This is a genomic window from Pseudomonas sp. Hz4 (assembly GCF_054898165.1).
The window spans coordinates 738,658-752,180 of sequence record NZ_CM142719.1 but is presented as its reverse complement, the minus strand read 5'-3'; the positions used below and the strand labels follow the sequence as shown (position 1 = coordinate 752,180).

Annotated in this window: 11 protein-coding genes; 1 reads left to right on the top strand and 10 read right to left on the bottom strand. The window is 57.6% G+C overall.

Annotated elements, in window-relative coordinates; all coding sequences use genetic code 11:
* Positions 1-24 precede the first annotated feature (24 nt).
* The 7 genes from ACYZTR_RS03360 to msbA form a co-directional block, all read right to left on the bottom strand.
* Positions 25-831, bottom strand: a complete 807-nt coding sequence (locus ACYZTR_RS03360) for a hypothetical protein (RefSeq protein ID WP_461976436.1) — start codon at positions 829-831, stop codon at positions 25-27.
* A 70-nt stretch (positions 832-901) separates the two neighbouring features.
* Positions 902-1,573, bottom strand: coding sequence for a hypothetical protein (locus ACYZTR_RS03355; protein WP_461976434.1), 672 nt, complete (start codon positions 1,571-1,573; stop codon positions 902-904).
* Positions 1,574-1,609: 36 nt separating this feature from the next.
* Positions 1,610-2,584, bottom strand: coding sequence for a glycosyltransferase family protein (locus ACYZTR_RS03350; protein WP_461976432.1), 975 nt, complete (start codon positions 2,582-2,584; stop codon positions 1,610-1,612).
* Between the two features lie 125 nt (positions 2,585-2,709).
* A complete protein-coding gene (gene hldE / locus ACYZTR_RS03345) occupies positions 2,710-4,131 on the bottom strand; it encodes a bifunctional D-glycero-beta-D-manno-heptose-7-phosphate kinase/D-glycero-beta-D-manno-heptose 1-phosphate adenylyltransferase HldE (protein WP_461976430.1) in 1,422 nt (473 codons plus the stop codon).
* 64 nt (positions 4,132-4,195) lie between these two features.
* On the bottom strand, positions 4,196-5,596 hold the full coding sequence (locus ACYZTR_RS03340; protein WP_461976428.1) for a PIG-L deacetylase family protein: 1,401 nt from the start codon (positions 5,594-5,596) through the stop codon (positions 4,196-4,198).
* Between the two features lie 3 nt (positions 5,597-5,599).
* A complete protein-coding gene (locus ACYZTR_RS03335) occupies positions 5,600-6,496 on the bottom strand; it encodes a GNAT family N-acetyltransferase (protein WP_461976426.1) in 897 nt (298 codons plus the stop codon).
* On the bottom strand, positions 6,490-8,310 hold the full coding sequence (gene msbA / locus ACYZTR_RS03330; protein WP_461976424.1) for a lipid A export permease/ATP-binding protein MsbA: 1,821 nt from the start codon (positions 8,308-8,310) through the stop codon (positions 6,490-6,492). Before msbA ends, ACYZTR_RS03335 begins: the two co-directional genes overlap by 7 nt.
* Positions 8,311-8,436: 126 nt before the next feature.
* On the opposite strand from msbA, the gene ACYZTR_RS03325 reads away from it, so the two are divergent.
* Positions 8,437-9,090, top strand: a complete 654-nt coding sequence (locus tag ACYZTR_RS03325; protein WP_461976422.1) for a lipopolysaccharide kinase InaA family protein — start codon at positions 8,437-8,439, stop codon at positions 9,088-9,090.
* Between the two features lie 4 nt (positions 9,091-9,094).
* On the opposite strand, the gene ACYZTR_RS03320 is transcribed toward ACYZTR_RS03325, so the two are convergent.
* From ACYZTR_RS03320 to ACYZTR_RS03310, 3 genes are all read right to left on the bottom strand, one after another.
* Positions 9,095-10,555: a hypothetical protein gene (locus ACYZTR_RS03320; protein ID WP_461976420.1), complete on the bottom strand. Its 1,461-nt coding sequence runs from the start codon at positions 10,553-10,555 to the stop codon at positions 9,095-9,097.
* Positions 10,556-10,707: 152 nt separating this feature from the next.
* On the bottom strand, positions 10,708-11,619 hold the full coding sequence (locus ACYZTR_RS03315) for a glycosyltransferase family 2 protein (protein ID WP_461976418.1): 912 nt from the start codon (positions 11,617-11,619) through the stop codon (positions 10,708-10,710).
* A complete protein-coding gene (locus ACYZTR_RS03310) occupies positions 11,606-13,360 on the bottom strand; it encodes a carbamoyltransferase family protein (protein WP_461976416.1) in 1,755 nt (584 codons plus the stop codon). Before ACYZTR_RS03310 ends, ACYZTR_RS03315 begins: the two co-directional genes overlap by 14 nt.
* Positions 13,361-13,523: the final 163 nt, after the last annotated feature.

The window sequence follows — 13,523 nt, the reverse complement described above, 5'->3', positions numbered from 1 at the left end:
GGCTGACGTTCTTTCCCCTTCGGCCTAATCCGATTGCCGCTTGTCCATGAGGGTACGTAGTCGCGCAAACAGGTGGAAGTAGCGATTCTCTCGCTTGCCCATGCCTCGCTTGGGAGAGAACGACTCATCAGCGAATGCACCGGTGATACGAACACGCGAAGCCGTGGCGCCCATGGTGCAGACTTTGGTTCCGGCCTGTTGCAGTACGTATTTGAGCAGCCGCTCGGAATGCAGCTTTCTTCCCGTCGCCTTACAAAAATCGAAGATGTGTTCGATCCTTTTGCCATAGGCCTGGTAAGCATCACGCCCACAGATGGCAAACCGATCGTTCAGCCCTCCCCACCACTGCCAATCGGGAATGTAGACATTCAGCCGCCTGGCTTTAGGGTGCTTGAACACATAAGTGGGAAGGGGTGAGTGATAGAAATTATCGGGACGCACGAAGACAACGAAATCAGGATTGAAGGACTCCATCATGGCCGTGACAGTGTGCAGCGAATTGAGCTGATAGATCAGGTTCCTGAGGGACACGTGCTCATCAGCCCAAGTATCGCCGAGTGCTTTCACTCGCTCGAAGTCCCAGCGTTCCAGAACGCCTTCCGTTGAGGCAAGCACGCCGGTCATGGACTGGAAGACCTCGTAGTTGTCCGCGCTCAACTCACCTGTTTCACCTGAACGCGAGTTCTGGATTTCGTCGATTTTATAGAGATGATAGAAGCACTTCACGTTGCTGTCCGCAGGGAGCTGCGCAAGCACGTTTTCTTGAATGGACGGAAAGCAGATTTCCGAATTTCTTGGAATACCAAAAAACGCCACCGCAACATTTAACACTTAACTGCTTCCTGAAAAATAATCGACCTCTTCACGGCGCCTTATTGGCCACCGCGCCGCACCTGATCATTCATTTGCGACGAAACACTACTTGCCACCAGCGCCGACGCTGCAAAGGTACGAGGATGACATCTGACTTGAGCAACCAGTCTCGCTCATAGTCCCAGGCATGACCGCCCCAGAACTTTCCTGCTTCGTTGGAAAACCCCAGCGTCATTAGCTGGTAGGTGTAACCGGCATGGCTGCGCAGCCAGTCAAACAACACCAGCGCATTGAAACCCGTGGAAGGTCCGACGTAACGTTTGCCCTCCGGCCGGTCGACCGGGTAATTCCACAATGGCGGCAGCGGAATGCGCTCCCAATAAAGCGCCACGCGCGGTAAAGCACACATCGCTGCAGTGCTGCCCACCAGCATCGTGAAACAACGGGCGTCAGGGTATTCGAACAATTGCTGCACTTGCGGCCCATAGGGAAGGCCGAAAAAATAAGCGTCAGGTGCATTAAAACCATGCACGAACACATTGACGCTTCGCGGGCGCAGCAGTGCAGATTTCGCACAGGTATTGAAGCTGACGACCACGTCATCGGTGCCGATATTCAGCGCCTGGAAATCGGCCGCCGTAATTGCCGGATTATTGGCCACCAGCACCACGCGCGCCGCGTTGCGCAAGCACGCTTTCAGCTCCGGCGGCAGTCCATCGATGACAGATTGATGACCGCCTGGCATCGCATCCAGCGCCATCTTCTCGCTGGCTTGCAGCTGTTGAGAATCGACCATTTACCCTGGAACCTTCATCCCGTGGCGTAACTTGACCCACAGGCGAATGAACGCTGAAGGCAGTTGCCAAGGACGCATTTCACGCTGTATTTCAGCGGCGAGGGTACGTCCAACACGAGCGAAGGAATACTGGTTCTCCGCGAACGCCTGCCCATTACTGGCGATGCGAGACGCCAACTCGGGATCACTTTCCAACAGCTTGAGTTTTTCCACGGCTTCATCTTCGTTGCGGTAGAACACGGTGTTGTGCATATCCTGGAAACCCAGCAACCCGTCTTCTTCACCCTGACTCCAGGCCAGCAGGACACAGCCACACGCCATGGCTTCGAAGTTCTTGATCATGAATTCGCCCATGCCGATATCGGCACTGACAAAAATCTTGATGCGATTAAGTGTTTCCAGATATTCGGCGCCGGACTTGGTCCGGGTCACCAGCATGCCGGTCCGCCGAGCCAGGGATTCAAGGACCGCCTTGCGCTGCGCATATTCGGTACTTTTCAGACTGCCCAGAAAGCCGATCGGAATGTCGCGAGTACCGCCGACATTGCGCAGCATTTGTTCGTCATATCCCTTGGACACAAACACCGCGTCAATATTTTCAGCTTGCATCCGACGCGCGACAACAGCGCCCGACACCAGCACACGAGCGCTGGGAAGACGGCTGTACAGGCGCGAATAGATACGCCGGTACTTACTGCCGGGCATGTAGTTCTGATAGGCGTCATGCTCCAGAAAGACCAGCCCGGGGATGCACTTCAGCACACTGAGTTGAGTGACGAGGCGCTTGACCCTCGAGAAAATCACGACTCGATCAAAGTCCTGATAATTGACTGAGGCGAGAAACGGACCGAGATTCATCTGTTGCTGTTTGCTTAGGCGATAGACAACGCAATCAGTGCAATTCTGCTGCACGATTTCATACAGGCGATCCAATATGACGCGCTGCTCGTCCATCACCAGGAGCATGACTTTCATAAATTAGTGTACCAAGAGACAAAAACAGGTAAGCGCATCGGGTATGTACCGGTCAATAGGTACGGGCGCTGGCGTATAGCCAAGCCCCGTTCCCACGCCAGACATGAAGGGAGTCGTTCATCCCGTCAACGGCTGCGGATCTTCTCGACAATCGCCGTAGTCGAGCTGTTTTCCACCAACCCCAGTACTTTCACCGTCCCGCCGTAAGCGGTCACGATGTCAGCGCCGACTACCTGGTTGATCCCGTAGTCCCCCCCCTTGACCAGCACGTCCGGCTTAACCTCACGCAACAGATTTTCCGGCGTTCCTTCAGGGAAACTGATCACCCAATCCACCGCCCCCAGACCCGCCAGCACCGCCATGCGACGGTCGACACTGTTGATCGGACGACCCGGCCCTTTCAGACGGCTCACCGACGCATCATCGTTGACTGCAACGATCAAACGATCGCCATGGGCACGTGCCTGCTCGAGGTAGGTCACGTGGCCGGCATGCAGAATGTCGAAGCAACCGTTGGTGAAGACGATCTTCTCGTTATGCGCACGCGCGTCGTCGACCGCCAGCAACAACTGCTCAAGGCCCAGCACGCCGCGCTCGGACCCTTCTTCTCGCTGGATGGCGCGACGCAGCTCGGGGGCACTGATGGCCGCCGTACCGAGCTTGCCGACCACGATGCCAGCCGCCAGATTGGCCAGCGCTACCGCGTGCGGCAGCTCTTCGCCGGCGGCGATCGCTGCCGCCAGGGTCGAAATCACCGTGTCGCCGGCACCGGTTACGTCAAACACTTCACGGGCCCGGGCGGGCAGGTGCAGCGCCGGATGATCAGGGCGCAGCAACGTCATGCCGTGCTCGCCACGGGTCACCAGCAACGCGCCAAGGTCCAGATCGTGCATGAGCTGTGCGCCCTTGCTCACCAACTCGTGCTCATCGGCGCAACCGCCGACGATGGTCTCGAATTCACTGAGGTTCGGGGTAATCAGGCTCGCACCACGGTAGATGGAGAAATCCTTGCCCTTGGGATCAGCTAGCACTGGAATGCCACGAGCACGGGCGGCCTGAATCAGCACCTGATGGTTTTTCAACGCGCCTTTACCGTAATCGGAAAGGACCAGCACCTTGATGCCTTCAAGCAGTTCTTCGACCAGCCCCGTCAACGCCAGGGCGTCGGTGGCGAACGGCTCTTCGAAGTCGATACGCAGCAATTGCTGGTGACGGCTCATGACCCGCAGCTTGACGATGGTTGGCTGGTGCGCGATGCGCTGGAACAACGCCCGCACACCAGCACCCTTGAGGCTATTGACCAGGCTGTTGGCGGCTTCATCGTCGCCGGTCACACCGACCAGCGAGGCAGGCGCGCCGAGGGCGGCAATGTTCAACGCAACGTTCGCGGCACCGCCCGGGCGGTCCTCGATTTGCTCGACTTTGACTACCGGAACAGGCGCCTCAGGAGAAATCCGAGAGGTACCACCATGCCAATAACGGTCGAGCATGACATCGCCGACTACCAAGACAGGGGCTTGATCGAATCGCGGCATGGACAACTTCATGGAGCAACCCGCATACAAAATTAACAGGGGCGCGATACTAACACATGGAAAAGCGCCGTCCGCCTCAATCTGAAAGGTCGCGCACCCAGAACAATTCGTGACGCCGCACCGCCTTGCGGAAAAACTCGTTGCGGCCTGTGGCGGGCCAGCGCCGACCGGCCAATGCCTGCTGAATCAGACGTCGCAACTGACGTTTGAAAACCGGAGCCTCCTGCAGGTCATGCTCCATTGCCAGCGCCATGGCCTTATCCAGTTGCTCGTCAGAGGACAGCTGCGGGCTCCACAGCTTGTCGACAGGCAACGGTTCGATGGCCGGCGGCAAGGCGATACCGGCACCGGCCGCCCCCATGGGCCAGCGGTCGTTGTCATGCAGATGATTGGCGTACATCAGCAGGGTCCCAGGCTTCCAGGCGCTGGCGGCGATGGCTTCAAGAACCGCGCGGGTTGACGCGACGTGATCGCTGTGAGGGTCCAGTTCGGAATGGGGAGTCACCACCACCTCGGGACGGAAATGTTCCAGTAGCGCTACCAGGTCGGCGATCAAGTTTTGCCAGGTCGGCGCCCCGTCGATATCAGCGGGCAAAATCATCGGGTTTTGCCGGCGCACAGGGCGAACATCACTGTCCCCAGACTCGCGCGAGCCAAACGACTTGGCAGGCTCCTCGGCCATCAACGGCAATTGAAGGCAGTAATAGCCCAATTGCACGCAGCGGTTGACGGGCACACCACCCCACAGCGGAATGGCCAGGCTGTCCCAGCTGCGCAGACGCCCTTTCAGACGCGCCGCCTGAGACTCGCTCAGCCCCAGGCGCTGAAAATTCTCGGCCTCGATTTCGCCCTGAGTCAAGGTGACGATGCTGACCTCTTCACTGCGACTGTAAAGGCCAAACGCGGCCAGTTCGGCGTCATCGGCGTGGGGCGCCAAAATCATCACGCGTTGCTGTGCATAATCGGGATTGGCCATGACCCACAGCGTACCCGTGGCAGTCAGGGTGCAATAGCGTCCACGCACCGCCAGCGAGCCCTGGGCAAGCATCGCGCCCTGCCCTGAGAGATTAAGAAAACGCCGCCCTTTTACGCCGCGCTCGAACTCTTGGCGATCATCACCGACTTCGATAAACGGATCCAGCCAGCGACCCAGCCAGGTGGTTTTCAATTCAAGTTCGAGTATGAGGGTCTCGCCTTCAGCCAGCGGCTCGCTCAGACGTACCAAGCCAGCCTCAAGGTTCACTGTTTGATGCGGGGTGCCAACGGGAAAACCGTACTGGTAGTCATCAGAGGCCCGATAAAACAGGTGATCGGCAAACCACGCCTCGTGAGCCACCCAAGCCAGCACCAGCAGAAGCGGCACTATCCACCACCCCAGCCAGAAACCGAGTACCGCCAGTGTCAGCAGGAAAGCGACGAAAAACACTCGCTTATTGCGCCGATGAGCCTTGAGAAGCCGTTGTTTGCGAGCACTCATGAATTAGACCTGATAGACCGGCACCTTATGGCACCAGCGATCCTTATACTCGCGATCGGCACGACCGAATGAATAACGCAGAACCTTGCCCAGCGCCCGCGCCTCCTCCCAGGCCTGCTGAGTGTTGACGAAACTGAGCACGCTACCCGGACTAAACTCGCGGTTCTGAGGGTCGACGCCGCCGTTGATGTATTCCAGGGAAACCCATTGGGGCGCTTCGACGCGATACAGAATCTGGGTGGCGATAGGCACCGAGTCCAACATCACCACCGAGCCAGTCATGAACTCGCGCAGCAAGGTGAACACCTCCGCCAACCCTGTCTTGCCGGGGACTTCAAACCCCCAGCGGCGCTGAAACAGCTCGCCATACGCAGCCGCTTGCTCCTGCGGTGACAGCTGGGACATCGGGATCAGTTCCCCGCCGGCCTCTTCCAGCAGTCGCTGGTCACGTCGCTGGTTGTAACGAAATTTTTTCGAATAGTCTTCTGGTGCTCGCGCCAGTGCCAGCCCCTGGGGGAGCTCGCGCAAGGTGCTGATTTGCCGGACATTGAGTTCCGAGACATACGCCATGCGCTGACGCACTGGTACCTCGACGTCCGGGGCGATGGGCAGAATAATCTCCGCGTTCCCCATGTCCAGCAACCCGCGTTTGCCCTCGCGCTTGAGCACTTCCTTGGACAAGGCGATGTGGCGCCCCCAGCAAGGAACGGCTGCCACGACAGCACCGTCAACGATCCAGCCCAGATAACGCAGCTCGATGCCGACAAATGTCGACAAGCGCTCTACCACCTGGGGGTGAGTGGCGAAGCTGCCGCCAAAACACTGCCAGGCCTGCTCGTAGGCACTATGGTCAATCTCGGTCCAGCCACGTTCGCGCCAGCTTCGAAGCAGCCTCAGCATGCGCCAATCACGTGTGTCGACTGCAGCTCGTCACCCTCTTCAAACTCTTTGGCGTGCAGACGGGAGTAATAGCCGTTGAGCGCCAGAAGCTCCACATGAGTACCGCGCTCGACGATCCGGCCTTCATCCATGACCAAAATCAAGTCGGCCTTCTCAATGGTGGTCAAGCGGTGGGCAATCACCAGAGTCGTACGGTTTTTCACTACTTGATCCAGAGCTGCCTGGATATGACGCTCCGACTCGGTATCGAGGGCAGAAGTCGCCTCATCGAGGATCAGCAGCGGTGCATCCTTGAGCAAGGCCCGGGCAATGGCGATACGCTGGCGCTGGCCACCAGACAGCAGCACACCATTTTCACCCACTATGGTTTCATAGCCCTGGGGCATCTTGACGATGAACTCGTCGGCATAAGCCCCCAAAGCCGCCCGGCGCACTTCTTCAACGGGCGCACCCGCGAGGTCGCCGTAGGCGATGTTGTTGGACACGGTGTCGTTGAACAAGGTGACCTGCTGGGTCACCAGGGCAATCTGCCGACGAAGGCTGCGCAAGGTGAAGTCCTGGACCTTCACACCGTCGAGCAGAATCTGCCCTTGTTCGTGCTGATAGAAGCGTGGAATTAGGCTGGCCAGTGTGGACTTGCCACTGCCCGAGCGTCCGACCAGTGCAACCATCTGCCCGGGCTCCACGATAAAGCTGATGTCGTTGAGCACCTGCTTGCCGCTTTCCGGGTACTGGAAGCTGAGATTGCGCACTTCCAGACGCCCCTCGAGGCGATCATATTCAACCGTACCCTGATCGACTTCCGCCGGCTCATCCAACTGCTCGAAAATACTCTCGGCACCCGCCACACCCTTCTGGATGGTGGAGCTGACTTCAGAGAGCTGACGAATCGGCTTGGGTAGCAGGCCCGCCATGGTGATGTAGGCCACCAGGTCACCGGGCGACGCATCGCCACGCAGGTACAACACCAAAAACATGACCACGGCCATGGCGCTATAAGTCACCAGTTGTAGCATCGGCGTGTACACCGCGCCGGTCTTGGTCATCGCCAGTTGCTTATCGGTATTGCTATGGCTGGCGTCCTTAAAGCGGACCTTTTCATAGGTTTCGCCGCCGAAGCTGCGCACCACGCGATAGCCATGGATGGTCTCGGACGCAACGTGAGTGACGTTGCCCATCGAAACCTGAATCTTTTTGCTTTGCTTGCGAAATTTACGGCTGGTGCTGTTCACCATCATGCCAATCAACGGCAGGATGGCCAGCATCACCAGCGTAAGCTTCCAGTTCATCCAAAGCAGTGTGCAGAACAGGAAAATCACGGTCATGCCTTCACGAATCACCACCTTGATGGCATCGGTAGCGGCACCGGTGACCATGGTGACGTTAAAGGTGATTCGAGAAATCAAGTGACCGGAATTGTTCTTGTCGAAGAAGCGGTTCGGCAACTCCAGTAACTTGTTGAACAGAACCACCCGCAAATCGTGAACAAGTCCCAGGGAAACCCGCGCCAGAAAGAAGTTACCCAAATAGGACCCCACACCCTGCCAGACCGCAATCACGACGATCATCAACGGTACGGTTTCCAGCAACTGCAACTTGCCCAGGTAAGGGTTTCCAGGAAACAGACTGGCTTCCGGGTTGGCCAGGCCGTCGACGAAGTACTTGAGGATATAAGCGAGCATTGGCTGCGTCGATGCGAAGATCAAAAACCCTACGATGCTTAGTATGAACAGGCCCACGTAAGGCTTTAGGTAAGCCAAAAGGCGGAAATAGATCGCCAGCGTAGACTGGGCTTTCGGTTCAGGACTGCTCATAAGAATCCGCGCAAATCAGTGAGGAGCGGATGATATCACACGCCCCTTTTTCCCCAATGAACATGACGGTAGGCCAGCCTCTGGACAAGTCGGTTAAGATAACCGACTTATGATGGGGAGTCAGGCATGCAAGCGATTGATCACAGCACCTATGAGGCACTGCGCGAAGGCGCGCACGTACTGGAAGCCGACGGCTCCGGCGACAAGGTGCTCAGGTTGGCCGACGGACGCATGCTCAAGTTGTTTCGCCGCAAACGCCTGCTCAGTTCCGCGCTGTTTTATCCCTACGCTCAACGCTTCGCCAACAACACCCGCGCCCTGGAGCTGCGAGGCGTTCCTTGCCCGAAAATTATCGCGGTGTATCGCATCCCCAGCATCCAACGCGATGGCGTGTACTACAGCCCCCTTGAAGGAACGACAGTGCGCCAGCTTCAAACCACTGCCGAAGAGGCCAACGCCTTGAGATCCCAACTAGGGGGTTTCATTGCTCGTTTGCACGAGAAGGGGGTGTACTTTCGGTCGCTGCATTTTGGCAACGTGGTGCTGACGCCCGACAACACCCTGGGACTCATCGACATTGCGGACTTGCGCTGCAAAAAGCGCACCCTGAGCGACAGCAAACGGCTGCGCAATTTTGCCCATTTGCTGCGCTACAAAGAGGATCGGCAGTGGTTGCTGGGCCAGGATGCTGGCGACACCTTCCTTGAAGGTTATCGCCAGGGTCTGCCTATCAATCGGCAGACACCAATGATCGAGCGTCTGCGCCAGCTGCTGGACTAAAACGTTACTGGCCGATGACCAATACGGTGGCGCCTTTGCGGTTGGCGAAACGCGCAAGAATGCGCTGCTTGTGCTCCGCCAGCCATCCACTTAGCCATGACTCGTCGCCAGGGGCATCGATCAGGAAATAGCGAAAATCGCCCGCGTGCTCCGGGGACATCGCCTCCTCCCGGGTCAAACTATTGAGCACATAACCACGACCGGCGTAATAGCTGATGCGGCCGTCCTGGTAGTATACCGGTGCGCCTGGCTCAATATGGGCGGCCACCCAGTGGCCCGCCTCGACATAATGAGTCTTCCCCGGGCTGGTGGAAACCACGTTGGACAGCATCACCAACAAACCCAGCACCACCAGCGCCTTGCCCCAGCGCGGAAACTGACGGACAAAGACCGCCAACGCCGACGCCAGCACAGGAACGAACAGCAGGTTCAGGAAACTCAAGTAGCGAGTGTTCATGAATTGCTGCTTCAAATAGAACAGGACCAGCACTACTCCATACAGCAAAGCTGTCCAGGCAAACGGGCGATAGTCGCGCCAGTAAGCCCGCAGAACACTCCAGTTGCTTCGTAGAACAAACGGAAGAGCGAAAGGCCCCATCAGTTTCACTATGCTAATCAACATGGATGCCAGGATGCCGAAGAAAATTATCCGCCCGGCCTCGTCCTGCGAGTACTTATTGATCAACGATCTGGAAAATTGCTCGGACAGCTGACCGAACGACGCAAACACACTATGCGGATTGAGCATATCCAGGTAGAGCGAAACACGCGCAGCCGAAAAAGCGCCCGACACCGAGATCACAACCAACCCCACCACTGGCAACAGAATAAACTGCAAGAACTGCTTGCGTTGCGTGGATGACCAAAGATTCGACAACTGCCAGAGCCCCAACGCGGGTATCAACAGCAAGGCCTCAAGGCGAAACAACGCGGCCGCCACGATTGCCAAGTGGATGAACGCCGCACGAAGCCAGCCGCCACGCGCCTGCCATCGCAAAGCAAGCCAGAGCGTCAGGGTGCAGAAAAACCAGAAACCAAATTCGCGAATGATGTCATTTCGAAAAGAATTGACCGCAGGCATTGCCAATACCACCAGACAGGCCCAGCGAGCGCTGGCCGGGGAGCGTTGCCGAATACAATCAACCATCAACGCACAGGTGCCCGCGAGAAAGCCCCCACACCATAGATAGGCGCTCAGCTCCAACGGCAAATGCAGGACGATATGAGTACCGGCCAGGAGATAAGAAAACCAGGGCCAATCGAAGGACTGCCAGGCCGCTTTTGGCCCGTGTTCCGTGACCTGCTGAGCAATATCGATGTAAAGCGCAGCATCACGTCCGACAGTCGCCGTTCCCAGCACGGCAATCAGGGAAAGCAGCAAACTACTCCAGAACGCCAACCTGACCGGATATTCACCAATAATCCGAGAGATCAGAGCCCCCGCTTTGCTGCCAGTTTCTAACATCCGCCCCCCTCAACAACGCGCACAACGTTTGGCGCAAAACAGCTCAACGAATAGATTGCAACAGCCCCAGGCAGCGTCTGCCTGATCAAGCTCAAGCCTTATCATCAGCCATTAACACTGAACGACATGCTCGAAGACACGGTCTCTACTGCTTACCTGAACAGCAGACGCGCCGCCTTGCGTGTGTAGGACCAGCGTGTGAGCGTGCGCCAGTCGGCACGCAAAGCCTGAAGATAGAACTTCTTGGCCAGTGCATACTCGCCCCCGACGTAACAATCGCGAAACAACGACAGGCACCGCTGTACCAAAAACGCCTGGCGCAAATCATGCAATTCTTCGGGCATGCGCTCGTAAGAAAAAACCTCGCCGACCATTCCCGTGCCCGCCGCAAGGCTTTGGGTCAAATCATGTCGCATGCTGTCGGCGTGCTTATAGATAAACGCCAGAGGCTGATCGAGAACGCTGCAGGGAAACCGCGCCAGCACCTGAGCGAATACCGGAATGTCTTCAACGTTGCGCAAGTGTTCGGGATAGTTGCCTGGCGCGAAGACATCACGACGCATCGCGCAAGCACCGTTGGAAATCGATACAGTCTTGTCCAGCAAGTAGCCGCGCACTCGCTGCCGCGCTGTGGCAGGCAACGGCTTTACGGTCTGCAAACTGCGCTTTCCGTCAGCAAACACCGACCAGTGGCCGCCAATGATCAAACGGCTTTCAGGGTTGCTCGCAATGTGATGAATCAACGCCGCCAGCGCGCCCGGGGCCATCTCGTCATCTGCGTCGAGAAAGACCAGGTAGCGCCCACTCGCCTCTTCGATCCCGAGATTGCGAACAGAAGAAAGCCCTCCATTGGTTTTACGCAAAGCACGGAAACGCCCGACGTGAACCGCCAAAAGCTTTTCGACCACCTCAGGCGTTGCGTCGGTGGAGCCGTCATCAATGACTAACAGCTCCGTCCGACCCTCAACCAACTGCGCCAGTACCGACTCGACTGCCCGCGGCAGGGTCTGGGAATAGTTGTAGGCTGGAATAACAACGCTGATCAGCACTTCAGTCAACCGCATACCTGTCCGCACCCTCTTTGACCACCAGGATGTCTTCCATGATCAGATACTGTAGATCGGAACCGAAGAACATGTTCAGGGCATCCGTCGGCGAGCAGATCATCGGTTCGCCACGGCGGTTGAGCGAGGTGTTCAGCGACACGCCGTTACCGGTCAGCACTTCCAGCGCCTTCATCATGTCGTAGTAGCGCGGGTTGTATTCGCGCTTGAGCACCTGGGCCCGCGACGTACCGTCTTCATGGACGACTTCCGGTACGCGGGTTTTCCACTCTTCAGCCACTTCAAAGGTGAAGGTCATGAACGGCGCCGGATGATCAATCTTGATCATCTGCGGTGCAACGGTGTCGAGCATCGACGGACAGAAAGGCCTCCAGCGCTCGCGGAACTTGATCTGGTGGTTAATCCGGTCAGCCACGCCGGTGGCGCTCGGGCAACCGATGATCGAACGACCACCCAAGGCGCGGGGACCGAACTCCATGCGACCCTGAAACCAGGCCACCGGGTTGCCGTCGACCATGATCTTGGCGATGTTTTCCGGCATGTTCTCAAGCTTGCGCCATACCGGCTTGCTCGGGTGACGGGCGCACGCAGCGAGCACGTCTTCGTTGGTGTAGGACGGGCCGAGGTAGACGTGCTCCATCTTCTCGACCGGCACACCACGGGCGTGGGACACATAAGCCGCCGCGCCAACCGCAGTGCCGGCATCGCCGGACGCGGGCTGAACGAACAGCTCTTTGACGTCATCGCGCGCGATGATTTTCTGGTTCAGTTTGACGTTCAACGCACAGCCACCGGCGAAGGCCAGTTTGCCGGTTTCCTTGAGTACGTCGCCCAGGTAGTGGTCGATCATCTGCAGCGAGATCTTTTCGAACAGTGCTTGCATGCTCGCGGCGTAGTGGATGTACGGTTCGTCGGCGATGTCGCCCTCGCGCTTCGGACCCAGCCACTCGATCAGCTTCGGCGAAAAATAGAAGCCTTTGCCTTTCTCTTTATAACGACGCAAGCCGATGACGTTGGCGTAGTCGGTGTTGATCACCAGCTCGCCGTTCTCGAACGAAGCCAGACGCGAGAAATCGTATTTGCTGGCATCGCCATACGGCGCCATGCCCATGACCTTGAACTCACCGTCGAGCATCTCGAAACCGAGGAACTCGGTGATCGCGCCGTACAGGCCGCCGAGGGAGTCCGGATCGAAGAATTCCTTGATCTTGTGGATCTTGCCGTTTTCGCCGTAACCGAAAAAGGTCGTGGCGTACTCACCCTTGCCGTCGATCCCGAGGATCGCGGTTTTCTCTTTGAAACCGGAGCAGTGGTAGGCGCTGGAGGCGTGGGCCAGGTGATGCTCGACCGGTTCGATCTTGATTTTTTTCGGATCGAAACCCAATTGCTCGAGGCACCAGACAATCTTGTTGCGATAGCGCTTGTAGCGACGGTTACCCATCAGGATCGCGTCGAGCGCGCGGTCCGGGGCGTACCAGTAACGCTTGGCGTAATGCCAGCGAGCCTTGCCGAACAGGCTGATCGGCGCGAATGGAATCGCTACCACATCAACGTCGGACGGCTTGATGCCAGCCTGCTCGAGGCAGAACTTCGCCGACTCGTAAGGCATGCGGTTCTTTGCATGTTTATCGCGCACAAAGCGCTCTTCCTCAGCCGCCGCGACCAGCTTGCCGTCGATGTACAAGGCTGCGGAAGCATCATGGCTAAGGGCGCCGGACAGGCCAAGAATCGTCAATGCCACAGGGGTCTAGCCTCTTTAGTCTGCATGCAGGCGCAGGGCGCCTCAAAGATTAATGTGCCCTCGCAAAGGGCGAGTGGCAGCTAAAGGGCGGGATTATAGCGTAAACATGGCGGGAATGACCCAGCGCATATTGCCCCCGTAAAGATGATCCGGGCGAAAGCAG

What these genes read in the sequence shown, in the direction of transcription:
- ACYZTR_RS03325 (WP_461976422.1), top strand. Translation starts at nt 8,437, where the DNA reads ATGCAAGCGATTGATCACAGCACCTATGAGGCACTGCGCGAAGGCGCG.
- ACYZTR_RS03335 (WP_461976426.1), bottom strand. Translation starts at nt 6,496, where the DNA reads ATGCTGAGGCTGCTTCGAAGCTGGCGCGAACGTGGCTGGACCGAGATT.
- ACYZTR_RS03355 (WP_461976434.1), bottom strand. Translation starts at nt 1,573, where the DNA reads ATGGCGCTGGATGCGATGCCAGGCGGTCATCAATCTGTCATCGATGGA.
- hldE (WP_461976430.1), bottom strand. Translation starts at nt 4,131, where the DNA reads ATGAAGTTGTCCATGCCGCGATTCGATCAAGCCCCTGTCTTGGTAGTC.
- msbA (WP_461976424.1), bottom strand. Translation starts at nt 8,310, where the DNA reads ATGAGCAGTCCTGAACCGAAAGCCCAGTCTACGCTGGCGATCTATTTC.
- ACYZTR_RS03350 (WP_461976432.1), bottom strand. Translation starts at nt 2,584, where the DNA reads ATGAAAGTCATGCTCCTGGTGATGGACGAGCAGCGCGTCATATTGGAT.
- ACYZTR_RS03320 (WP_461976420.1), bottom strand. Translation starts at nt 10,555, where the DNA reads ATGTTAGAAACTGGCAGCAAAGCGGGGGCTCTGATCTCTCGGATTATT.
- ACYZTR_RS03340 (WP_461976428.1), bottom strand. Translation starts at nt 5,596, where the DNA reads ATGAGTGCTCGCAAACAACGGCTTCTCAAGGCTCATCGGCGCAATAAG.
- ACYZTR_RS03315 (WP_461976418.1), bottom strand. Translation starts at nt 11,619, where the DNA reads ATGCGGTTGACTGAAGTGCTGATCAGCGTTGTTATTCCAGCCTACAAC.